21 protein-coding genes and 1 pseudogene are annotated in these 24654 nt (G+C 45.5%); 5 read left to right on the top strand and 17 right to left on the bottom strand.

Features of this window, described 5'->3' with window-relative positions; genetic code table 11:
• The first annotated feature begins 38 nt into the window (after positions 1-38).
• The gene (locus tag OCU90_RS24300) at positions 39-1127 is read left to right on the top strand and encodes an alkene reductase (RefSeq protein WP_061021137.1); all 1089 of its coding nucleotides are present in this window, start codon (positions 39-41) and stop codon (positions 1125-1127) included.
• Between the two features lie 200 nt (positions 1128-1327).
• The gene (locus tag OCU90_RS24295) at positions 1328-2149 is read left to right on the top strand and encodes an HNH endonuclease (RefSeq protein WP_004732676.1); all 822 of its coding nucleotides are present in this window, start codon (positions 1328-1330) and stop codon (positions 2147-2149) included.
• Between the two features lie 270 nt (positions 2150-2419).
• Here the strand turns inward: OCU90_RS24295 and rlmJ are convergent, their stop codons facing one another.
• The 13 genes and pseudogenes from rlmJ to OCU90_RS24230 all read right to left on the bottom strand — a co-directional run bounded on the left by rlmJ (position 2420) and on the right by OCU90_RS24230 (position 17897).
• The gene (gene rlmJ / locus OCU90_RS24290; RefSeq protein ID WP_017077084.1) at positions 2420-3286 is read right to left on the bottom strand and encodes a 23S rRNA (adenine(2030)-N(6))-methyltransferase RlmJ; all 867 of its coding nucleotides are present in this window, start codon (positions 3284-3286) and stop codon (positions 2420-2422) included.
• A 235-nt stretch (positions 3287-3521) separates the two neighbouring features.
• A complete protein-coding gene (gene secF / locus OCU90_RS24285; protein ID WP_061021136.1) occupies positions 3522-4475 on the bottom strand; it encodes a protein translocase subunit SecF in 954 nt (317 codons plus the stop codon).
• Between the two features lie 2 nt (positions 4476-4477).
• A complete protein-coding gene (gene secD, locus OCU90_RS24280) occupies positions 4478-6277 on the bottom strand; it encodes a protein translocase subunit SecD (RefSeq protein WP_004732670.1) in 1800 nt (599 codons plus the stop codon).
• A gap of 272 nt (positions 6278-6549) precedes the next feature.
• The gene (locus tag OCU90_RS24275; RefSeq protein WP_061021134.1) at positions 6550-7014 is read right to left on the bottom strand and encodes a hypothetical protein; all 465 of its coding nucleotides are present in this window, start codon (positions 7012-7014) and stop codon (positions 6550-6552) included.
• 292 nt (positions 7015-7306) lie between these two features.
• Positions 7307-10087, bottom strand: a complete 2781-nt coding sequence (locus OCU90_RS24270; protein ID WP_061021132.1) for a M16 family metallopeptidase — start codon at positions 10085-10087, stop codon at positions 7307-7309.
• 237 nt (positions 10088-10324) lie between these two features.
• Entirely contained in the window at positions 10325-11191 is an 867-nt protein-coding gene (locus tag OCU90_RS24265; protein WP_061021130.1) for a LytR/AlgR family response regulator transcription factor, read from the bottom strand.
• Between the two features lie 72 nt (positions 11192-11263).
• On the bottom strand, positions 11264-12298 hold the full coding sequence (locus OCU90_RS24260; RefSeq protein ID WP_099426117.1) for a sensor histidine kinase: 1035 nt from the start codon (positions 12296-12298) through the stop codon (positions 11264-11266).
• Positions 12298-13590 carry a hypothetical protein gene (locus OCU90_RS24255; RefSeq protein WP_061021126.1) on the bottom strand — a complete coding sequence of 431 codons (1293 nt, stop codon included), beginning with the start codon at positions 13588-13590 and terminating at the stop codon, positions 12298-12300. Before OCU90_RS24255 ends, OCU90_RS24260 begins: the two co-directional genes overlap by 1 nt.
• Positions 13591-13599: 9 nt before the next feature.
• A complete protein-coding gene (locus tag OCU90_RS24250) occupies positions 13600-14382 on the bottom strand; it encodes an outer membrane lipoprotein-sorting protein (RefSeq protein WP_061021124.1) in 783 nt (260 codons plus the stop codon).
• Positions 14375-15667, bottom strand: a pseudogene (locus tag OCU90_RS24245) (ABC transporter permease). Before OCU90_RS24245 ends, OCU90_RS24250 begins: the two are co-directional and overlap by 8 nt.
• Positions 15655-16353 carry an ABC transporter ATP-binding protein gene (locus tag OCU90_RS24240; protein WP_061021122.1) on the bottom strand — a complete coding sequence of 233 codons (699 nt, stop codon included), beginning with the start codon at positions 16351-16353 and terminating at the stop codon, positions 15655-15657. Before OCU90_RS24240 ends, OCU90_RS24245 begins: the two are co-directional and overlap by 13 nt.
• Before the next feature lie 86 nt (positions 16354-16439).
• Positions 16440-17120: a hypothetical protein gene (locus tag OCU90_RS24235; RefSeq protein ID WP_017091928.1), complete on the bottom strand. Its 681-nt coding sequence runs from the start codon at positions 17118-17120 to the stop codon at positions 16440-16442.
• Positions 17121-17459: 339 nt separating this feature from the next.
• A complete protein-coding gene (locus OCU90_RS24230) occupies positions 17460-17897 on the bottom strand; it encodes a carboxymuconolactone decarboxylase family protein (RefSeq protein ID WP_004732652.1) in 438 nt (145 codons plus the stop codon).
• 127 nt (positions 17898-18024) lie between these two features.
• Here OCU90_RS24230 and OCU90_RS24225 point away from each other — a divergent pair, with 127 nt between their 5' ends.
• On the top strand, positions 18025-18948 hold the full coding sequence (locus OCU90_RS24225) for a LysR family transcriptional regulator (protein ID WP_019351021.1): 924 nt from the start codon (positions 18025-18027) through the stop codon (positions 18946-18948).
• Between the two features lie 111 nt (positions 18949-19059).
• On the opposite strand, the gene OCU90_RS24220 is transcribed toward OCU90_RS24225, so the two are convergent.
• Positions 19060-19953 (bottom strand): LysR family transcriptional regulator, encoded by an 894-nt coding sequence (locus OCU90_RS24220; RefSeq protein ID WP_004732647.1) that lies wholly within the window; start codon positions 19951-19953, stop codon positions 19060-19062.
• Positions 19954-20161: 208 nt separating this feature from the next.
• Here OCU90_RS24220 and OCU90_RS24215 point away from each other — a divergent pair, with 208 nt between their 5' ends.
• Together OCU90_RS24215 and OCU90_RS24210 are read left to right on the top strand one after the other, a co-directional pair.
• Positions 20162-20968, top strand: coding sequence for a DMT family transporter (locus OCU90_RS24215; protein ID WP_240513370.1), 807 nt, complete (start codon positions 20162-20164; stop codon positions 20966-20968).
• Positions 20969-21013: 45 nt separating this feature from the next.
• A complete protein-coding gene (locus OCU90_RS24210) occupies positions 21014-21370 on the top strand; it encodes a nuclear transport factor 2 family protein (RefSeq protein ID WP_017082937.1) in 357 nt (118 codons plus the stop codon).
• 260 nt (positions 21371-21630) lie between these two features.
• Here the strand turns inward: OCU90_RS24210 and sodC are convergent, their stop codons facing one another.
• From sodC to OCU90_RS24195, 3 genes are all read right to left on the bottom strand, one after another.
• Positions 21631-22143, bottom strand: a complete 513-nt coding sequence (gene sodC, locus OCU90_RS24205; RefSeq protein WP_061021119.1) for a superoxide dismutase family protein — start codon at positions 22141-22143, stop codon at positions 21631-21633.
• Between the two features lie 38 nt (positions 22144-22181).
• Positions 22182-22646: an ankyrin repeat domain-containing protein gene (locus tag OCU90_RS24200; RefSeq protein ID WP_004732639.1), complete on the bottom strand. Its 465-nt coding sequence runs from the start codon at positions 22644-22646 to the stop codon at positions 22182-22184.
• Positions 22647-22759: 113 nt separating this feature from the next.
• Positions 22760-24280, bottom strand: coding sequence for a catalase (locus tag OCU90_RS24195; RefSeq protein WP_004732637.1), 1521 nt, complete (start codon positions 24278-24280; stop codon positions 22760-22762).
• Positions 24281-24654 lie beyond the last annotated feature (374 nt).

Below are 24654 nucleotides of genomic sequence, written 5' to 3'. Positions count from 1 at the left end.
TAAATCAATCAACACATGACCGACACAAGGTAAATACCATGAGCAAATTATTCGAAACAGCAGAACTCAAAGATCTAGAACTACAAAACCGTGTGGTTATGGCTCCCATGACGCGCGCTCGTACAAGCCAGCCTGGAAACGTGCCAAATGAAATGATGGCGACTTACTACCAACAACGAGCAAGTGCAGGACTCATCATCACTGAAGCGACACAAATCTCAGATGACTCTCAAGGGTACTCATTCACACCCGGCGTTTACACAAGCGAACAAGTGGAAGGTTGGCAAGGTGTCACCTCTGCCGCTAAAGAACAAGGCGCAGCGATATTCTGCCAACTATGGCATGTGGGGCGCGTGTCTCATCCAACCTTCCAAAAAGGTGAACTACCAATCGCGCCTTCGGCACTGGCTCCGGTAGAAACTCAGGTTTGGATCTCTGATGAGAATGGAAACGGCAACATGGTGGATTGCATCCAACCAAGAGAAATGACCCAAGCCGATATTGATCGTGTGGTTCAAGATTTTGCTGAATCAGCAAAAAAAGCGGTCGAGGCAGGGTTCAATGGCGTGGAAATCCATGGCGGCAATGGTTACCTGATTGACCAGTTCCTAAGAACCAACTCAAACAAGCGTACCGACAACTATGGTGGCAGTCGTGAGAACCGACTTCGCTTTCTAATCGAAGTGGTGGATGCAGTGATTGATGCAATTGGTGCCGATAAGGTGGGCGTTCGTTTAGCTCCGTTCATCACCTTCAAAGACATGAACTGCCCAGACATCGTGCCAACGATTTTAGAAGCGTCAAAGGAACTGCAAGCTCGTAATATCGCTTATCTGCATCTATCAGAAGCCGATTGGGATGACGCACCTGTGATACCTGAAAGCTTCCGTGTAGAGCTAAGAGAACTATTCTCCAACACAATCATCGTCGCTGGCAGCTACACACCAGAACGCGCCGAAGAAGTGTTAAGCAAAGGCTACGCTGACCTTGTCGCATTTGGTCGCCCATTTGTAGCAAACCCAGATCTCGTATCACGCTTACAAAGCGGCAGTGAACTATCCGATCTTGATGGCGCCACTCTGTTCGGCGGCAACGAAAAAGGCTATACCGATTATCCGGCATTGTAGTGGTAAAACATTAAATAAACACCAAGCCTGCATGAGTCCCGCAGGCTTGCCTCTTTAGAAACGTGACCGATTCGATACCTTTTCACACTCAAAAATTCACTTGCATATTTTAACCTAAACCACTGTTATATTTGAACTTTAAATCAAATTTAAATTATAAAAATATCAATAATAATTAGAATTGAAACGAGGACTCTCCATTGTTCAACGTAGGACAGGTTTACAATCGACGCACAGATATACACGGTCGCTACAAAGGTCAGCAATATGGTGGTATAGCTACGCCTGCAGCCCACCCATATGTATTTATCTTCACTAGCGATGCTGGTGAAGAATTTGGCTACTCTGATGGTTTTAGTGCAGACGGCACTTTCCGATATACAGGAGAAGGCCAAGAAGGTGATATGAAAATGGTTAAAGGAAACTTGGCCATCTTTAAACACCAAAACAACCTTAAAGAGATTCTCTTGTTTGAATCTGTCTCAACTGGTTTTGTTAGATTCGTCGGAGTTTGCAACTACATCTGTCATCACATTGAGCAACGCCCCGACAAGAACGATCAACTTCGTGATGCAATAGTTTTCCATCTAGATATCGTCCCACAAAGTGTCAGCAATACCATTCAAACACCAAAAGCTTCATATCTAACGAAGCCAACTAAAAGTAAATCCTTGAAGCAATTACGAGACATCGCTTTAGCTTCAACGCCACTTCAAGCTGACCCTAAAGAACAACTCACTCACGTGAAGTATCGTAGTGAAGCCATTAAGCTCTACGCAAAAAAGAGGGCAAATGGTATCTGTGAAGGTTGTGGAGTACCCTCACCTTTTGAGACCAAGTCAGGCCCTTACCTAGAAGTGCATCACCTGACACGGTTAGCTGATGGCGGCGCTGATTGCCCCGAAAATGTGATTGCACTTTGTCCGACTTGTCATCGTGAAGCGCACTACTCAGTGGGAGCTGCCGATTTCAATGCAAAACTCATCGAGAAAGCACTAAAGATTGAAGAGCAACTGTTGTAAAAATTTCCGACAGGCAAAAGAAAGGCTCGCATGACTAGTGCGAGCCTTATGCAGTTTAGGGGGTAAACCACAATCTAGTTTAATCTTAAGATTAATTATTTAACTTATGAGCCATTATGCACTTGTGCGCATTGATATTCTATTTTTAAATGATTCACTGCAATTAATCAATCGATAAAAGTTAGCGTTTGGTCAATTTAAACCACATAAATAACAGTGATTTAGTGAACGACGTCTAGAAAATCATCATAAAATCCATAGAAATCAGATTTATAGACTTCTCATTTGCCAATACCCTTCACCGTTAGTCGCGAGTTGGCTGTGTAAATAATCAAGCGTATCCGCGACCGTTCCAGCAATGCCTTGTGGTGGATTGAACAACAGTAAACCACTACCGATCAGGCGATCATCACCCTTAGGATCTCGAAGGCGAAGCTCCGACTTAATCGGACTTGGCAGCAAACCATCTTTCACTGCGGTCACACAGTGGTTCAAAATCAGTGAGCTCTTGTCATCCGTGTAGAGCGGGTACCAAATTAGTGCAGATACCTTCTCAGATTGCTGATACGCCTTAACTAAGGCATCAATCACCGCGAGATATTCTGAATCGGTTTCATAGGGTGGATCGATAACAATCAGATGGTGGTTGTCATGTTTAGCAACGTCATCAGGTAACGCTTTAAGCCCATCACCTGCGCTAATCGTAAGCTTGCTTGAAATATCCAGGTTACATTGTAACTTCTCAATATTGGTTTGCAGTAAATCAGCTTCATCTTGCTGAATGTCTGAAAAATAGAAGCTATCTTGGCTGCGACCTTGTTGGTAAGTGATGGCGGCAGAACCCGGATACAAAGAGATAAGTTGATTCGGATTGTAGTATTCCAGTACCGACATAAAAGAAGCGAATGCCGGAGGAAGATAAGCCTTATTGCGCCACAAGTACCCGACCCCTTCAGCAAACTCACCGGCGTGATTACTTGGTGCGGTGGTGAGGTCATAACACCCTGTACCTGAGTGCGTGTCGATAACGTTGAGGCGTGAATGCTGCTGCATTAATGACTGAACAAGTGCACTCAATACTGGATGCTTCAGTGCATCACCATGGTCGCCTACATGACATTGATGTCGATATTCCATTCCCTTGCCTCATTTCTACTAACGTCATCTAAACATACTTCATATCATGAGTGCTTGCCTGCTCAATCCATCGTTTTTTGAAATAGGCTCTCTTTTCTCTAACCAGTTGACTCTTATAAAAAATAAAGCCCCTGAACTTACTTAGGGGGCTAAGTGAGTTCAAGGGCTTTCATTATTGGTTTAGGTTAATAGCGTAAGTAAATCGGCCTATCGTGCATACGCTAGCTTAGCTTGACTAAAGGTACTCACCCTCAACTTCTACTGGCGCTTTCACTTGGTAGTGACAAGGCTGTAAGCCAAGTAACTTAGGCAGTGTGATGCCGACAGACACTGAAGACCACGTACCGCTGACAATACCTACAACCAGTGCAATAGCGAAACCTTGCAGCGCAGCGCCACCCAGTAGCCAAAGCGCTGATACGGTGATTAGCGTTGTTCCTGAAGTCACCATGGTGCGTGAGAAGGTCGCTTTAACCGATTCGTTAAGCAGGTTATCAGTATCACCGTTTGGATTGCCGCGCAGCATTTCGCGTACACGGTCGGCGATGATGATCGAGTCATTCAATGAGTAACCGAGAATCGCTAGCACGGCCGCCAATACGGTCAGGTTGAACTCAAACTGAGTAAAAGCGAACAGACCCAAGATAAGCGTCACGTCATAGATGATCGCGGCAAGCGCACCCAGAGCCAAACGCCATTCAAATCGCACACTCAGGTACAGCATGATCATCAAGAAACACACCAATACCGCCAAGCCACCTTGATCAACCATGTCTTGACCCACCTGAGGGCCAACCACGCTGCTGTTCAGCACTTTTACTTGGTCACTTACAGAAGACAAAGCATCCACTAAGTTTGGCTGTGGAGCGTCTGTCAGTTGGCTGTAACGAATCGTCCAGCGATCCTGCTCTGCCATACCAACCACTTGAACGTCTTGTTGAAAAGCCGTATCGAGCTTGGTTTTTAACGCATCTTTGGTTACTTGATCAGAGAGTTGAACCTCGGCAACCACACCGCCAGTAAAGTCCAAACCCCAGTTAAAACCTTTCACTGCCACCAGCATCACAGAGCTCATGAACAGCACAATAGAAATCACAGACATCACCTTACGAAGGCGAGTCATATTGCTATTTGAAAAATAGCGGTCTGAAATATTGCTGTTTGAAATAGTCATTTTTGAAGTACTCATGCTTAAATCCTTACATCGTGGCGTTGGTCACGCCCCCAAACCAAATTGATGATCGCTCGTGAAGCAAAAATGCCCGTAAACATACTGGTTAGAAGACCTAAGCCCAGTGTCAGAGCGAAGCCCTGAATCGGTCCATTACCAATGGTATATAGAGCCACAGCAACGATCATGGTAGTGACGTTAGCATCGAAAATTGACGAGAATGCGCTATCGAAACCACGATCGATAGAGCTAGCAAAGCTGCGCCCTTCTTTCATCTTGTCTCGAATACGCTCGAAGATAAGCACGTTAGTGTCCACCGCCATACCAACGGTCAGTACTAGACCCGCAATACCCGGCAGAGTTAATACCGCACCCGGTAGCAGCGCAATCAAACCAAACAATGTGGTCATGTTAACCACCAATGCACAGTTCGCGACCCAACCTAAGCGGCGGTACCATAGCGCCATAAACGTTAGCGTAAGGCCAAGACCAAGTGCCAAAGCAGCAAAGCCGTTGGTTACATTTTCAGCCCCCAAAGATGGGCCAATAGTACGTTCTTCAATGATGGTCACAGGCGCAGTCAATGACCCCGCACGCAACAGTAACGCAAGCTCTTGTGCGTCTGCCAAACTGCCTGCGCCAGTGATTCTGAAGCGGCTACCCAGTTGAGATTGGATGTTTGCCACACTAATCACTTCGCTGTCTTGCTTGCTGTTGCCCGCTCTATCACGGCTGTATTCGCTGTACACCGTTGCCATTGGCTTACCGATGTTATGACGTGAGAACTCGGACATTTTCTTACCACCAGAAGAATCCAGCGTAATGTTGACTTCTGCACTGCCCATCTCACCAATGCCACTGCGAGCATCAATAATGTGTTCGCCACTCAACACAGCCTTGCGGTCGACGACCACACGGTTGCCGTCTGAATCTTTCAGGGTTTGAGTACTGCGAGTGGCATTGTCGTACACCGAATAGAACGCCAATGAAGCAGTAGCACCAATCACGTCTTTCGCTGCTGCAGGGTCTTGTACACCCGGCAACTCAATACGGATACGGCTTTCACCTTGGCGTTGAATCGATGCCTCAGTGATGCCTAGCTCTTCAATACGGCTGCGCATGATTTGCAGGTTTTGTTGAACCGTAAGGTTGCGTAGCGTTCTTTGTTCTTCTTCAGACTGAGTTAAAGTTAGCGACTTGTCTGAGCGGTTACGCAGCCATTGTGGGAACTCTTGACGAATCAGCTTCTGTGCTTTTTCGAAATCGGCGTCGGTACGGAAATCAAACTGAACTTGGTTGTTCACCACTTTACCGCGCGCGTAACGCACTTCGCTGGTGATCTCGTCGACCATCGCTTGAGCTTGCGCGTGATAAACCGGCTCCATATCCACTTCTAATAAGAACTGCACACCACCACGCAAATCAAGGCCTAACTGAATCGGCGCAAAACCCATGTCAGTCAACCATTTTGGGGCTGCTGGTTCCATCGCTAGCGCAACCGTCGCGTTATCCAATAGGCGCTCATTCAGCACCTCTTTGGCTTTCGCTTGTTGTTCAGCATCTTCTAAGATCACGACTAAACGTTTGTCTTTTTGAAATGCAGATTTGGCTTGGATGCCTTCGCTCGCAAGGTATTGAGTAATTTGAGTCGCATCGATTGTCTGCTCAGAGCGATTGCTGATTTGAACCGATGCATTCTCGCCATACCAAGAAGGTAAAGCACTCAGAACCATGATGATAATGGTGGCGATAAGCACCGCGTATTTCCACTTTGAATAGTGGTTGATTTGTTTTCTTGGAATGCGTTTTTTCACAGTCAAGATCTCTTCTTTTTACCAATCACCGTAAATACGTGCTCAAAAATAGCACCGGAAAAAAGCAGTGAACGAGCATTTTAACCGGCTAGGTTGACCAGTTATTTACTACGATTGGTATAACTAATGTTTTGCGAACACGATCGATAGCTGGAACCAGAACAAGCTGATTGAACGGTAGTGATGCTAAAGCTGATGTCGCTATGTTTGTCTTGGTTAACTGGCGAGTTCAATGGGCACTAGGCGACCATCGATACGACCAATTTAGGGTCAAACGATTAGCTAAGAAGTTCTCGGAAATGCGAGTATTGGATGTTGCCCTCTTTCCACCCCGAAAGCCGGGAAGACGGAGAACTCACAATACTGGTCCAGTGCAGCTTGGAATCCAACAACGGCGTGTTGAAGAGCAGGGAAGCCAGTATTGAGGGGGGAGAGAAGTCAATCAGTAGATGATAAGCAGGCTCAAGATCGGCCACGCTTTCTTGCTCGTTACTGAGCATACGTCTGAAGTTTGCAGCTTGGAGGCTCGACTCTGTGTCGTGATAGTTGGAACTGTCACCAGAAGGATCGGTGCCAAACTGAGCCTTATCGCACTCTAAGTAGCTCGACGGATTATCCGCAGTTACCTGTTTACAAAGATTAGTCTGCGAAGATTGCTCTTGAGCAGAGTATATTTGAAATGGCTTAGAAGGGAACGAATAGCCGTTAGAGTTCACTAAGCCAAAGCTCAGTAAAAACAACATTAAGACTAATCGGGTACCTAATTTAAGCAATCTAATATCCAAACAACATTCTCGTAGATCGTCAATCTACAATACAAATGAAACGCTGTCTTGATTTAAAACATTTTTTTAGAAAATGATACGATGCAACCGATTAGGCACTCACGACATTTAGATTTATATACCTCCAAAAGAGCTCAACAAAGCTTGGTGCATAGATATTATGAATGGTGTAAAAACAAGAAAGCCAAGCGGTGTGCGCTTGGCTTTGGGTTAAGTGTTTATGTCTGCTTTAGGCTTTAGGCTTTAGGCTTTAGGCTTTAGGACGCATGATGTTCTTAACCTTACGGCTATTTTCACCAAAGATGCGTTGGACAAGTTGATTCATGTCTTCACGAGAAATCGAGTTAACCGTCGCTTTCACGTTAAACAAGGCTTCTACACCATAGTCGTGTAGAAGATAACGAGATACGAACCATGCTTGGTCCACAACGCTAGTATCTAAAGGCGTAAAGTCCGCTTCTAGTTGCTTGCCTGCCGCTCTAATCTCATCATTTGAGACGCCCTTCAGAAGGTCTCCAATCACTTTATCAATCGCGATTTCTATCTTATCGGCATTTTTAGGGTCGATCATCGCACCAATAAACCAGTCATGGCTTGTATCACCATCTTGAGATGCATAGTAAGCATAAGGTGAGTAATCTAGACTTAAATCTTCACGTATGTACGCGTCTAAACGAGTAACAAGCAGGCGTTGCAGCATGTCTTCCATAAAGATATCTTTCGCCGTTTGCCCTCTTACTATTCCAGTTTGCTCGGAAGGCTCCGCAATGACTCTTAGCATGTACTCAGTGCTATTAGCCGTGTTGACCGACAAATCAATACGCGCTTTAGATGGATGCTTGTACGCGACGTTAAAGTCAGGCACAACGGCTTTTTCCAATGGAATAGAAGCCAAGTACTGGCGAACCAGAGGTTTCAGTTCACTTGGATCAATGTCGCCCACAATAACCAGCTGATTATTTCGGAATTGACCAAACAACTGCTGATGAACGCTCTTTATCTCTTCAACAGAAACCGTTTCCACACTTTTACTATCGAGCAACACATGATCACTGTCCGCTTGATAGGTATTTTGGTTCATTGCATATCCGAACTGACCAGTAGGGCTTGCTAAGTAAGAATCTCGATTTTGAATGAATTCTAGCTTAACCGCCTCCAGTTGCTCTGGCGATACCTTGACTGATGTAACGATCGCGTTGAGTGCAGCAAAAGTTTCCGCTAAGCCATTACTGGTGAGCTTAAATTCGACGCCATGGTGAGTAAAATCGATAAACGGATAAACCTGAATATCTTCACGATCCAAATGCGCATTAAGCTCCGTTCCTGAAAAACTGCCAACACCACTTCTACCGATAGCAGCAAGAGCTAACTCTGACGCTGGATATAACTTAGGATCGAGTGCTGCCTTACCACCTAAGCTTGTGTAATAAATACCTATGTCATCGCCTGCAAGATAGTCACGCATATACCACATATCGATACCATTGCTAAGCGTCCACTTTTGAACATATGGGTCTACATACATCTGTTCCACTAACTCAATATCGCCTTGCGAACTAGGAACAGCAAAAGCACTGCTGGTCACCGAAAACAACGGTTTGGCACCCTTTTCGCTATAAGTTGCTTTCAAGTTCTCGATGGCTTGGGTAACCGCAACTTTATCTTCACTTTCATTCATACCAACCACTACGAAATAGTCGCTAGAAAGCAAAGCCTTAATATTGGCATTAATCGCATCAAGATCGAGGTTTGCGACAAACTCTTCAAGGCTCGCTTCATAGTCTCGTTGTGATTGCACGATTTGTTCGTTCACTAAAGCCGTCGCTTTCTGGTTAGCGTGCTGTACGCTGTCCATATTGTCCCAATCGATCTCAACATTATCGAGTAAGTCTTGATAATAATGCTGTTCGCTAATTATCTCATTTTCAGATACGCCATAATCACGCAGAGATGCCAATGTCGCGATTAGCTCCTTTTGAGTCACCTCACGAGCGCCGACAGGAAAGCCAACATCCACCAATGAATAGCGCTGATATTCCATAGAATAATGTTTGGAACTTATCCATTGAGTTGGCAAAGCCGCATCATTGAACTTGGTATTAAGTCGCTGCCTGATCAGTTGCTGTGCTGTCTCATCAAGCCAAAGTTGATGCTGTTGCGCGCGAGTGTCTACCGCACTTGCCCCTCGGTTGATCATCAAAGAGATACTTGGCGCTTCCGATTCTGCATACTCAATATAATCACCTTCATTAAAGGTGGTAATTCTTTGTTTTACTGGCTTGGGAGTTTGTCCTCGCTGCCAATCTGAAAACTTCTGTTCAATTAATGGAATGACGGTTTTTATGTCAATGTCACCGGAGACAATCACCTCAACGTTCTGAGGTTGATACCAAGTCTGATAAAAGTTATTTAGCCCTTGGGAAGTCGCGCTGAGTACAGACTCTTTAGTACCAAGTGCATCTTGGCCTTCATACTGACCACCCTCAATGAAGTGGTCTAAAAACTGTTCTGCGAATGGCTTGTCGTCTAAGCGTGCATAACGGAACTCACCAAGAATCACACCTTTCTCTTTTTCGACTTCTGAACTTGATAGATCCAGAGCATCACCAATGTCTCGCATCCACGTCAGGGCAGACTGTAATTGGACATTGTCAGGTAAATCTAATTGATACACAGTTTCTTGGTAAGAAGTGTAGGCATTGATATCAGCACCAAAGCTAGCGCCTGCATCTTCGAATAGACGAATCACGTCATTTTGAGAGAAATTTTTACTGCCATTGAATGCCATGTGCTCCAAAAAGTGCGCATAACCTTCTTGTTGGTCAGTCTCTTGGAACGAACCCGCGTGCACGACTAAACGAACAGATACGGATTCTTCATGATCTGGATAAACATGGTAGGTAAGGCCATTTTCTAGCTGGCCTGATGTCCATGCCGGATCCGGCTGGATTAAGGTTTCGGTGATACTTGATGTTGAACTACAGCCAACCAAGGTGAGGCATACAGCCGCCGCTAAATAATATGTTTTCATAACAACCTCTTAATGTCATTCATCGACAATATACAGATTGAGTTAACGATTATTATTTAATATTGAACCGGATGAGTACCTTTGTGATCTAGATCTTTATTTTATAAATCACCATACGTTATGTAAGATCGACTGTGCTCGTTTAAAGCAGCGTTTTGATAGAGCCTAATACATCCTTTTAAACTCGCTAACTACATCCATTTAAAATCAATGGCTACATACCTTTAAGCTTGTTCGCTACATCCCCTTAAAGAGCGCTTGCGAAGCACGGCTGATCGGTAATTTTTCTCCAGAAACATACGCCGACATCTGACCTGAGAGCCCTTTCTTCACCTTATCAATGGCCGACACTTTAACCACCACCGAGCGATGGATCTGCCAAAACTCATCTGGGTTAAGCTGCGCAATCAGCTCTTTTAGAGACACGCGAAGAATAAATTCCTCTAGCAAACTGCCTTGGCCTTTTTTGAATATAGACACGTACTTGTCTTCCGCTTTGAAGTAAGCCACATCATCGACTGCGATTAAGTGAATGTCTTCTCCGACACTGGCTTTGAGCCACGTGAGATGTTTCTTCTGCTGTTGATAAAGGGGCTGCGATAGATAAGGAGGCTGCGTTTGCTGTGACGTCGATTGTGATAGCTGTTGAAGCTGAGCCATTAACGCCGTGATATCAGGTTGTTCAAGGGGATTACCTGTTTGCGTTTGGCTGCTCGACAAACGCGCTTGCACCTTCTGACATGTGGCCAGTAAGCGCTCTTCGTTGATTGGCTTAAGTAGGTAATCCATCGCATTATGTTCAAAAGCTTTGACTGCGTATTCGTCATAAGCCGTAATGAACACAATCAATGGCGGTGAATCTAGCTTGTTGAGTTGTTTCGCTAGTGAGATACCATCCAGCTCTGGCATACGGATATCGAGAAAAGCCACGTCGGGCTTAAGCTGCTGAATACTCTGCATTGCCTCCAAACCGTTTTGTGCCTTGCTAACGATCTCGAGTTCCGGCCAAACCTCAGCAAGGCTCTTGTCTAAGTGGTGCCTTAACAGTGCTTCATCGTCTGCGATAATCGCCGTTACGCTCGGCTGTACTGCTGGGTTGTTCATGGTTAGTCCTTTAAATTCACACTGTAAATCGTCTATTTTTCGTCACTGTTCTGTGCTTTCTGGTCTGTAATTCTAAGCGGCTGCGTCAGTCAGCGGTAACAAAATCGTCGAGACTACCCCGCCTTTAGCTTGTTCAGTAATCGTTAGGCTCGCCTTATCACCATAAAGGGTTTCAATTCTTTGACGAATATTGCTTAACCCAACACCGTGACCCGTATTCGCAGAAGGCATTTTCAGCCCTGCGCCATTATCAGCCACTTCAATTTTTAGCTGCTGGGCTTGTTGAGTAATACGAATATTCACTTGGCCACCCGCCGCTTTGGGCTCGATGCCGTGTGTAAGTGCATTCTCGACCAAGGGTTGAATCAAGAACGGTGGAATCACCTGCAAATCGCTAATTTCGTGTGTTTCAATCGAAAACGCTAAGCGCTCACCCAAACGTATCTTTTGGATATTAAGATAAGCGTCTAACAAGTCGACCTCTTGTGCGATGGTCGATTGCTCGGTGCGGCTGTTTTTCAAAGTCACACGCAGCAAGTCGGTGAGTTTTTCGAGCATCAACTTGGCTTTCGCGCTGTCACTCTCAATCAATACATTGATGGTCGCAAGCGTGTTGAACAAGAAGTGCGGTTCAATTTGGCTTTGCAGTTGTTTAAGCTGACTGAGCACCACCACCTTTTCTTGGTCGGCCTGACGACGCTTGGCCACTTCCAATTCATTATCGGCACGGAGCTGCTTCTCTCTTGAGTAGAAATAGTAATAGCAAACCGAACAGAAGATCACACCGAGCAACACGACAGATTTAAGGTCCGAGATATTGGCCCCAAAATACCCGTTCAACCAATAGTGCGCGTTCAAGGTACCAAAGGTCATCGCGATCACCATTGAGATACCCACTTCAAGCGTTCGGGATGTCCTCTTAAACAACTTCACTAAGATGAAAGAAGAACCCACCGCGCTGTAACCAAAACCAAAGCTTATCGCGAGATTGACCACAAGGTCTCCGCCCCAAATCGTTTGAGTGGTGATGGCGATGACGAAACAAAACAGAGTGGTCAGCGTGAAGCTTTTAATCCATGGAAACTGACTGTTTGAAAAAGTGTCCATTAAAATCGTCCTTTGATATTTAAGAGAATCATATGACTATCGGGTAAGTTGGCGTAAGCAGAATCACTTTTACCGCCTAGAAAGCGTGCAGCAAGTTCCAAATCCAACGATGAATTGCCATTATCTAAAGCCTGATAGTTGAGCCACTGGGTCGCAATAAAGCCGCCGTCTTGAGGAGACAACATCACATCGAATGTTGGCGTGATATCTTCAAGCCAGCCATGTGTCGAATCCAGAGACCAATGAAACATGATGTTGTGTTGAACCAAATTGGCGTGCTGATAACCTTGAGCATAAGAACCGGCCAACGAAGATGTCATCGAATTAACCGACAAAGACTCAGCACTTTCTATTGCACTTTGCCATTCAGAATTGCTCCAAGCGCGGCTATCAAACCAATATTCCAAGACCACATTGTGACCCGTGTCATTGGCCCATGTTAGTCCTGCCAACGCTTGATAAGCTTCGCCCTGCTCTTCAAGATAAACCGGTTTAAGCAGTAAGTTAGGCTGACTATAGCCAAGGCTTTGTCGTTGATAGACCACCGAGCCATGAAACTCCCAAGCGAGGTTCAACACCGACACTAAACTCGCCCCAAGCAAGCCGTGACGTACATCGTCATAATAAGCGACCCATTGATATTCGTGATCGCCCACCAGGTTATAACGACGCAGCCCAAAGCCTTGTTGTTGGTTCTGCTTTTCGAATTCATTTACGTCTTGAGAAGTCCATGACGAATCGCTGTAAAGCAGTGTCCATTCTCCCGTCATATCGAACAGTGACGCCGAGGCCACACCCGCGCCCTCTTCTGCGACAATGCCCACCGGGTTTTGTCGATAAGGCTTGATGATGTCTAACGGTCGATAGCCATAACCCACGCCCCAATCCAAACGAACCTTGCCGAGTGTCACATCGAGGTAGTGATCACCAACGAGTGAATTGGACAGTTCAATCCCACCTTGCCAAAACAACTCACGCACAATGAATTCAGACTCAAAGCTCGCGTCTTGTTGTTGAGGGTTATTGCTTAGAATATCGTTGGCTTTCACTGCGAACAGACCAAGCCAATTGCCATATCCAACCTCAAGATCCAGCAAGCCATTGAATGACTGACGATTATCAGATGGTAAGGGGCTGAATGGCGACTCTCGCGATTCAACGGCTTCTGCACTGAGTTGCCAATCCCACGCCAAGTTCAGATCGTCCGCTTGAATCGTGTTACTCACACAAGACAAAGCAAGCAAAGTAACGGCTGAATACTTGATGTGGAATCGGCGATTGGAAGCTTTCATGACGCTCACCTAAAGTCCAGACACGCTGTTACGCGATAGGTAGGCAGGGTTGTAGTATTTGTCTTCCAAGCTTTGTTCAATCACTTCGCGGTACTCAATCACGGTTTTCTTGCTTGGTTGAATCTTATCGAGCAGGGTCATCGACACAACGGTTGGTAATCCATCTCGCACGCCTTCGGTAAACCATGCTTGTTTCGCCAGTTTTCCTGAACGCAGATACAGATCCGCTTTAACTGGAAACGCTCGGTCTGCTGTTAACCACAGATCAATCGACTGATAACTCGCACCCTTGGTTTTCGCCGCGAGCTTTAAGTGATGGGTATCGAGTGTCTCGCCCGTCGGCATCTCAACTTGTTGCTCGGCAACCCACTCACCTTGGTAATCTTCGCTCCAAGTGAGCGTCGAGATATCCCCCACAGAAGCTTCACCCAATAGCTTTTGCATCGGTGTGATACGAATTGGGCGACGAGATTTCGGCATCAGTAGCCAATAATTATCTTCTATCATCAGCATCTTTTGACCAGCCTCAACGGCTGATTTAAAGACCACTAATGACTCTCGGTTTGGCCTTGTGTAGACGTTGTATTCACGGGTTTTGTCCAGTTGCTCGTCTTGATACAGCGCCACCAAAGACACTACCTTAGAGGCTTGTGCGCTGTTCAAACGATAGCTGTCTGCCTTGGCAATCATCTCAGTGACTTGTTGTGAATCAACCGACCAGCTTGGTGTCGATACTAAAACCAGAACCAATACAGAACCTAAAACAGTGAGTAAACGAGTAAATTTATACATAAACCAGCGCCTCCGTGATTGGCTTATTCACGCCCTTGCGAGCAGAGAAATAAGCAGCCAGCAAACATATCGTCAGCACACCCAAAGTGGCGTAACCAACCAATTCCAATGAGAAGTAAATGTTGAGTGGGTAACCCTCGGTTCTGCCGGGAGGTGGCGGCATCTGTATATCAACGACCAGCAATAACAGCGACACTAAACCACTCACTAACGCACCGATCGCGCTGCCAATCACAGCCAGCAATCCCGCCTCTTTTAAGAAGCTCGCTACGATTTCAGAGGGGTAACTCCCGAGTGCCGACAAGGTACCAATTTCACGAGTGCGCTCCGTCACCGACATGGTCATGGTGTTAAACAAAGACACGAACACCACCAACGCCATCACTGCGCCCATGATGCCGAAGATCCGGTCGTAAAGATCTTTAACCTTGGTGTAGAAAAACGCACGATCTTACCATGGGGTGATCTCTGTACCTTGTTCGCTTTGGCTCGCGCTATTTCGATCCAAAGCCGTTTGAATACGCTGTTGAACGGTCGAGGTCTTGCTGGTTTCAAAAAGGAATACCGACAAGGTGCTCACTTTGTCTGAAGCCAAAAGCTCTTGAGCGGTCGTGATATGAACATACAGCTGACGCTTATCCAGCTCAGGCACACCCGTCGAATAGATACCCTGCACCTTAAAATCAAACGCGTTCAAAGCACCGTCACTGGTGGTTGCAAGCAGTGTCACCCAATCGCCAACCACAACTTTGAGGTTACGAGCCAGATCAGTTCCCAGCATGACTTGTGGTTCTTGGCTGTCGTATCTTGGGGATTTCACATCCGACAGAGTTTGCCCGCTGCGCACATCAAGAAACGGCCCTTTCATGTCGAACTCACGCTCATTGACGCCCGTTCCCATAAAGATGGTCGATTTGCTGCCGTTAGACACCAAGCCACTAAAATAGACTCGCGGCTGTACGCCACGCACGTCACTGTCACCAATGATGCTCTTGGTTAGCGCTTGAACGTTGTCTAGACCATTGCTCAATGGCATGTCTTCGTCTTGTTCAAAATAGCCCGGCGTGCTCAAAGTGAGATGACCAGTATCGCGCGCGGTCGATTCCCTTAAGGATTCGTAGGTGTAAAGCCCATAACCACCCGCACTGGTGAGTGCAAATACCGCAATGGCGATGATCAACACCGAAAGCAGGCTGCGTCGACCGTTTCTTAGTAAATTGAGCCACGCCAAACGCACCGAAGTAGGAAGTAAAAACGTGCTCATTCTTTGTGTTAACTTGCCCATGAGATCGCCTCCGTGATTGCAGCTTGTGGCGCCAGTTGACCATCGATTAACTCAATCACTCGGTCACAACGCTGCGCCATTCTTGGATCATGCGTTGCGACAATAAAAGTCGTGCCCATTTCGTGGCCGAGCTCTTTCATAATGTCGATCACAAGGTTGGCGGTGTGGCTGTCTAAGCTAGCGGTCGGCTCATCGGCAATCACCAAGCTTGGGTTATGGATAAGGGCTCTGGCTATCGCAACACGTTGCTGCTGACCGCCTGAAAGATTGTCTGGGCGGTGATGAACGTAATCCCCTAGCCCAACACGCTCTAACATGTCTTGTGCTCTGGTCTGCTGTTCTTGCTTAGAGCATTGGTTCAACATCAATGGATAAGCGACGTTTTCAAGCGCTGTCATCACAGGAACTAGATTGAAGCGCTGAAAGACAAAACCCAACGACTGACGACGAAAACGTGCAGCGGCGATTTGCTCTGTCGGATACGGCTGGCCATCAATGTTGATCTGCCCTCGATAGTCCATATCCAACAAACCCAAAATATTCAAAAGTGTGCTTTTGCCAGAACCTGATGGCCCACATAACGCCACCATTTCACCACGTTGGATATGTCCATCGACCCCGTTTAATGCATCAACACGTTGACCGCCCGTGACATATGCTTTGCCGATATCTTTAAATTCAATCATTCCTTTGTCCTCCGCTGACCCATAATTTTTAAGCGTTCGCTGTTGTTAATTAGCTTTAGTAAAACGCTATTTAGCATTCGCAGCTGTTATTTGGCTTTCGCTATTAGGGCTTTCGCCGTCATGGTCTCGATGTTGCCAGCATCGGTACTTTCCATTTTTTCAAGCCACACCTGCGCTTGCTCGAAGTCTTCAGCACGAATCGATGCGGTAATGGCATAACGGTAAATCCACGAGGTTGCAGCGAAATGTTGTTGCTGGAAATCATCTTCCGCAAGTAACGAGAGGAACAGGTCATAACCACGATCGAAATGGTTAAACATGTCTGGCAGAGAGGTGTAAGTAACGGCGGCCATTGCGCGAGTTAGGTAAGAATCTGGCAGCCCTTGAACACGAGGTTGCTCATGAATCGGTTGGTCTTCGTCTTTAAGCAGCACCAGTGATTTATTAATGGTGGATAAGCCCTTTTCCACATACTTCATCTTGTTCCAAGGTAAGAACGCATCACGCCCCATCAGGGTTTCTGTGCTTCCGAGGTAAACCAAGGTCAGTGGTGTCGCACCGTCTTGTTGCAGCGTGTCATTAAGGCGTTCATAAGCCACCTCAACCAGATCTTCATTGCCTTGCGCGGCTTGATTGTAGATATCAAGAACGTCTGAACTTGGGTTGGCCTGCGCCAAAGTGGGTGCGAATGAAACAAGAGCAATCAGCAATGAACGCTTAAGCACAGAAGTGGTAGAGCCTGAATTAAATGAGTGTGAAGTAGTCATGATTTCTAATCCCTTTCAAATGTTGACGTTGAAAGGTTAACTAGAATTTGTCATGCAGTTTTACCAATGCGACGAATGGTAATTACGAGGAGTGAATGGTTGAGTTGAGGTGTGAATGGGGAACAGAAGTCTAGAGAGAATAAAGAGCTTGTTTACGGCAACAAGCGATATCCAGAAAACAGATAAATCAGGACGCAAGTCAGTTGTCGATTAAAGGCTTTTGAATCCTAATGCCAACTACAAATCACGAAGAATCGACCTAAATAAGAAGATTACAAGCTCAAAGAGCCTGTAACCTTTTGACATTATAGTGATATAGATTTGCTCTGCTTTTAGTTTTTATCCATGGGTCATCTTTGTTGCAAGTGCAAATCGATTCCAAGCATTAATCATGATTATTTGCATCATAGACTGTGCGAGTAACTCTTCTCCTAATAGGCTTAGACATTGCTGATAAGTAGCATCCGAAACCCCCGCATTCGAAATCAGCGTCATTTCATCCGTTAGGGTCAAGATGGCCCGCTCAGTGTCACTAAATAATGGTGACTCTTGCCATGCTGAAAGAGCAAACAGTTTCTGCTGTGAAATATCGATCTTAAATGCTTCATCTGTGTGCATTTGAATACAGTAAGCACATTTGTTGATAATAGATGCTCTGATTTTGATCATCTCTTTTAGCTCACTAGATAACTCCACGTCAGATAAATAACCTTCGATAGACAGCATTGCATTTAAAGCGTCAGGTTGAACTTGCGCGAGATCGATACGTTTTAACATTTGGGCACCCTAATTTGATTGATGGATATCGCTATCAATGCGACAACGTTATTGTGCACAATTCGAAATATAAGCAGAATACACATATTATATGAATCAGTTATGCACAAAACGCAAAGGTGAGCATGTGTTAGATCTAATCAAAATATTTGACCAAGTCGTGGAATCTGGAAGTTTTTCTAAGGCAGCTCAGGCTCTCAATATGGCTCCATCTTCGGTCGCAAGAAATATAGATAACCTCGAAAGTAAGATTAAATCTTCGCTTTTTAAACGCAGTACACGACAGTTAATACTGACTGAAGAAGGTCAATATTTTTACCAAAAATCAGCCAAAATCTTACAAGATAGCAATAGCCTTTTAGAAGAAATGCAAGGAAATCAAGGTATTCCAGAAGGGTTACTGCGAGTTTCGGTTTTTGAAAGCTTTGGTAATTTGTGTCTTACTCCATTAATTCCAGAGTTCCTTGAGCGATACCCTAAGATACAAGTTGAGTTAGAGCTGGATAACAACGTGGTCGATTTAAATAGTGAGAATATTGATGTCGCTATCCGCATTGGTACACCACAAGACAGTCGACTCAAAGCTCGTCACCTACTCACAAATAACACATCATTGGTTGCAGCTCCGTCGTATATTGAAAAGTACGGAACTATCGATAAACCCGAAGGGTTACAAGATCACAACTGTTTGTTGATAAGCCATGAACGGCAAAGAAACTATTGGTACTTTAAGAAGAGTGCAGTTAACAAAAAAGTGCTAGTCACAGGCAATTTGATATCAAAAGGTGGCTCACCTCTTTTACATGCCGCACTTAACGGGGTTGGCGTGCTTTTGTTGTCTGACTGGATGTTAAAGCCGTACTTGGAAAATGGACAGCTACGGGAGTTACTTCCTCAGTGGACATCAATGCACAATGAGCAAGGGAGTGGTGAAATATTCGCTATATATAAAAATACTCAATACCCAAGACCTCATATCCGTTTGTTTATTAATTTCTTAGTTGAGAAGTTAGAACCTTTGAAGCGCGTTCATCAATGCGACGAATGGTAATAACAAGGCGTGAATGGTTGAGTTAGGGCGTGAGGTGAGGAAAAACCACGAGTAGTGCAAAGAATAAAAAGGCTAGGTACGCCTAAAGCCTCTTATCAACTTCATAAACTTTTAACGATCATTGAGCGAATCTGCAAGGAAATCGATAAACAATCGTAGTTTGAGTGGCATTGGATCTCGCTCAGGAAACAATGCATAGACATTCTTCTCTGGCATCAGATAGCTAGGTAGCAAGGGCAGCAATTCCCCAGACTGAATGGGTGCATTAGCAATAAAGTCGGGAAGCCTAGCGATCCCAAGCCCTGCCATAGTCGCACACAGTAATGCTTCGCTGTTGTTGACTCGGTAATTGCCTTTCACTACAACGCTGGTCACCTGATCTTGGTGACCAAAAAACCACTCGGCGCTCTCAGATGTATGACGATAGAGCAAAGCGTTGTGTGCACTGAGTTCGCAGATCTCGGTTGGGATCGACAAACCATTCTCATCAAAATACGTAGGCGAGGCGCAGATAACGCTACGGACGCTGGTTAACCGCTTCGCCACTAAACTCGAGTCATTTAAATCCCCAGCTCGAATCGCAACGTCATATCCTCCTTCGACAATATCGACGTAACCATCGTCCATCGTCATGTCGATGTGAATATGAGGGTAGCGTTTAAGAAATTGTGGGATGAGAGGGGCTAATACCAGACGACCAAAAGACATTGGCGCACTAACCCGCAATGTGCCAATTGCCTGATTTTGCTGACTGGTTGCTGCATCTTCAGCTTTCTGCAGCCAATAATTGGCTTTGGTGAGGTGATCATAAAACTGCTCACCAGATTCAGTAAGCGATACTTGGCGCGTAGTACGATGCAGCAAACGCACTCCAAGGCTCGACTCTAGTTGGATCACCCGCTTGTTAACCGCCGAACGTGACACGCCCAGTTCACGCGCTGCGCCCGCAAAGCTCGATTGTTTTACCACCGCAAGGAAATAAGGAATAGCGTCTAAGTGCTGCATGATTGTCGCCAATTTGGATACAGTGTGGAGAGTGTAGAGCCTATTCTCTAATCAATCTAGGTCTTTTATGCTGATTTCATCGACTTCAACAATAGAGTAAGACATGAAATCATTGATAAAACCGGCATCGGAAAAAAGGCACGTTAATGGTATCGGTCGGCAATTCCAGTCTCCGCTATACGTGGTCAGCATTGGCAGTCTTGTCGCCGTGAATTTTGCGTTAGCCAAATATGCTGTGACCATTGGCATTCCACCGATTGATGTCGCGATTATACCGATGGCAGGTGCAGCTTTATTGTTGATGACGTTATTGGTAATACAAGGTCAGCTCAACCGAACGGCATTGGTGCATTACCGTTATTATCTTTGGGCTGGTTTACTGGGCGTCGCAATCCCTAATCTGGCGTCAACCTATGCCCTACAATCTCTCAATACCAGTACGTTCAGTGTACTCGTCACTTTGTCGCCCATCTTTACCTTGTTATTCACCTTACCTTTCCAAGGCTCCTCGTTAACCTGGCGAAAAGTACTCGGGATCATGGTTGGGGTCGTTGCCGCACTCTCTGTGACTTTGTCACCACAAATGAACACTTCATCCCCTTGGTCAGCACTAGCCATTGCGCTACTCGTACCCATATTTTTGGCTGCTGGCAATGTCTATCGCAGTCGCGCGTTCCCCCCTCTTGCCAATCCAATAGTTCTAGCCGCTGGCATGCTGACACTACAGAGCATGATATGGCTTCCGTTTACTCATGCGGTCGATGGTGAATTCATTCCAAACGGAGCTGGCGTACTCGCGCTCATGGCAAGCTTATCAGCACTCAGTTACTTACTGACGTTTCGTTTTCAGCGAATCACCGATGGGCTGGGCTTTAGCCAAGTGGGAAATGTGGTGACCGTCGTCGGCGTTTCCATTGGGATCACGTGGTATGGCGAGCCATTAACGCTGCAATTGATCGCAGCCGTAATACTGTTGCTGATAAGCCTGTACTTATTTAATCACGCTAAATCTTAATCTCGTTCAAATCCAAATTAGTTCAAATTCAAAGGAGCAATTGCTATGTCACCATTAATCGAACAGACAAAACATCTATATCAAATCGTCGACCAAAAGGATGTCTACGCCCTAATGGCACTACTGCATGATGACGTGTCGTTTCATTTTTCGAACGCCGCACCAGTAGTAGGAAAGCCAGCGGTCGAAGCGGTCAACGCAGCGTTCTTTGGATCAATTGAATCAATGACACATACGTTTTCTGGGATCTACGTAAACGATGATACGGTTGCGTGTGAGGGTCAGGTGGATTACGTGCGCCTAAATGGCAGCGCGCATGCCGCTAAGTTCGCGACTTTCTTATCTTTTAAGCAGGGGTTGATACATCAATATAAAATCTTTGCGGATGTCTCTGAATTGTAATGCCGACAAACCTTAAGTAAGCATGTTTGCCCAATTGAGAACCTCAGAGCTAGCAATCTGCTTCGATTTCGATGCAGACAGTGCCTAGTCAACGTTACTGGCCTTTTCAGTCAGTGGAAGTAAATGCCTTAACGCTCTGTTTTAGCCAACAAAAGCCTAAGTGATTAATGAGAGTTCTGCGTTAGAGATAAGTGTCATCCCTAAATACAAAAAGCGCCCCAAATAAGTTGGAGCGCTTTTTGTAACTCTTAAAGAAGAGATTACTTAATCACCCCACAGACAATGCGTGCACCACCGCCGCCAAGTTTAGCCGGATGGTCTGAATGGTTGTCACCGCCAGCGTGGATCATCAACGCTCTACCTTTCACGTCATCTAACGTCACTCTTGGCGCCATTACTGGCTGGTCAGCTACACCATGAGCATTGACGTAAAGCGGTGGTAAATCGCCAAGGTGATTATCATCCGTCCAAAGGAAACCATGCTTGCCCGTTTTCTCTGGGTCATAATGTCCGCCAGCGGCTCCACCGAGTATGATTTTGCCATCTTTGGTGATGCTATCGCACGAACCGTTCGCATGCACATGGAAGCCATGCGTACCAACGGGTAAGTCTTTCAATTCCGGCGTAAAAACAGCTCCGTATTCACTTGAGCTTATCATTACAGTTCCGGTTGACTGACCCGAGCCAAGATCGATCATTTCAACATTCACTACTTCAGCAAAAACAGGAGAAGAGATAAGGGCGAGTGCAGCAAGCCATGTTGTTTTGTTCATATTATTACGTCCTTTTTATTGTTATTAGCACACTTCATTTAGTGCGAAAGGGATTTCAGCACATTGGATTGACCATAGATTTCGGCAAATTCTTTCAAATTAAGTCCTGCTTTATTACGCAATTCTGGGGAACACTCCGCTTGGTACAAGTCTTTCGCAATACTGATTTCACGTTTAATCAATGCTCCCATCAAAGCGGTGTTTCCACGTTTGTCTTGCAGGCAAGCATTGGCACCCGAATCGAGTAAAAGCCCCACGGTTTCTCTGTTTCCTTGATAAGCGGCCACCATGAGTGCGGTGTAACTTTGGTTATTGCGTTGATCAACGGGGAAGCCTTGAGAAACAAATGCATCGACCACTTCATTGTTACCAAGACGAGCGGCATCAAAGAACAACCCAACCAGAGATTGGTATTCCTCTTCCAGTTTGTCGTCAGCAGCCAATAAGCTGAGCGAGAAGAGCAAAGAGAAAAAAACGGAGCTGAGTAAAAATACGATTTTCATTTATTCCCCCTAACTAACGTGATTAGAGAATGGCCTACAGGAGCCCTGATTTTCGGGCAGAAAAGAGCAGATAAATCTCCTGCAGGCCAAAACTTTACGTCTTACATTGCTGCTTAATTGTTCACTTGCGAGAGTTTTTCCACTCGTGACATACTTATGCCAGTTGCTTTGGCCAAACGCGTTCCATACTGTTTGTCTGCACGATAGAAGTAGCTCACCATTATTTCCTTAACGTCTTTATCCATAACCTTATTCAAGTCACCAGCGAGGTTAGCAATCAAATCACTTTTGTCTTGTTCATTCATGCTGCGGTACTGCACACCCGCTTGATAGAAATTTCGTGGATTGCTGATCGCTTTTTGTTGCACCGTACCAACAAGCTTGGTTTCTACGGCTTTGAATTGAACATCTTCTGCCAACTCTAGTTTTCGGCTTGGCTCATAGTTAATATCACCGTTTGTTAACGATGCATTATTACTAAAGCCATTTTGGTTATGATTGCTCACTGGCGTTAACGGACGATTTACTGGCAGTTGAAACAGGTTAGCGCCCAAACGGTAAAGCTGCGTATCTGAATAAGCAAACAAACGACCTTGCAACAAACGGTCTTCCGACGGCTCGATACCAGGAATCAGATTCGAAGGCGAAAATGCCGACTGTTCGGTGTCTAAAAAGAAGTTTTCAGGTAGACGATTCAGCGTCATAGTGCCGACTTTTTGATCTGGCACATTCAGCCATACTTTGGTTGCATCGAGTCCGTTGTAGTCAAGTTTTCTCAATGCCTCAGGAGACAATACCTTCACGTAAAGGTCCCATTTAGGGTAATTCCCTAAGCCAATTTCAGCATAAAGGTCATTGGTAAGATGGTTGAACTCTTTACCTTGTATATCAGTGACTTGATCTGGGCGAAGGCTTTTAACGCCTTGCTGACTCTTCCATTGGAACTTCACATAGTTCACGTCGCCTTGCTTATTGATCCACTTATAAGCATGAACCCCAAAGCCATCCATGGTGCGATAGCTCGCAGGCGTACCTAAATTGCTGTACACCCAAGTCAACATGTTGGTCGCACCCGGCTCACTGCTAAAGAAGTCGAAGAATCGGTTTGGATCCTGAACGTTGGTGACTGGAGACGGTTTTAGAGAGTGCACCATATCCGGAAACTTAATCGAATCACGGATAAAGAACACAGGCAGATTATTCCCTACCAGATCCCAGTTACCCTGTTCAGTATAAAATTTGGTGGCGAAACCACGCGGGTCGCGAAGTGTTTCTGGTGATCCTTTAGAGTGAATAACGGTCGAAAAACGAACGAAAACAGGAGTCACCTTACCTTTATTAGTAAAAGGGTCGGAAACCGTTAAATCACTAAAATTACCAGAAGCGACGAATTCACCATGTGCGCCCGTACCACGAGCATGAACAACACGCTCAGGAATACGCTCTCTGGCAAAACGCTGCAATTTTTGGATCAGATGGACGTCTTGCAGCAATACACCGCCATTCTCACCTGCTGTTATGGAATTTTGGTTATCACCTACTGGTGCGCCGTTGTCTCTGGTCAGGGTTTGAGCCTGTAGAGATGTGCTGGCTAAGCCAACTGTAATTAATAAAAAGCTTTTTGACATCTGCATGGTTGCTCTCCAATGCGTGCTAACCATTAAACCAGTCGAGTGGTTAATGGATATTCAAAAGCTCTTTTCTGCCCACCAAGAATATAACTTCAATGTTTACATTTGTTTAATGGGAAATAACGATAGATTCAATAGGTGAAAACGATGGAACAATTAAGTGTGATTGGGATGAGGAAAATAACAGCCCAAATACTCGCGATTTCTAATCCCTTTCAAAGGTTGAAGTTGAGAGGTTAGCCACAAACTGTCACGCCGTTTTATCAATATGACGAATGGTAATAATGAGGAGTGAATGTTGGAGTTGGGACGGGAGTGGGGAATGTATGTGGTGAGTTTTTTGAAAATAAAGAGCCCCCTATATGGTGGAGGCTCTA

Origin of the sequence: Vibrio splendidus (assembly GCF_024347615.1) — a bacterium.
Taxonomy (GTDB): domain Bacteria; phylum Pseudomonadota; class Gammaproteobacteria; order Enterobacterales; family Vibrionaceae; genus Vibrio; species Vibrio splendidus.
Note: the sequence above shows the minus strand (reverse complement) of the source record. Positions and strands in the feature narration are given on the sequence as shown.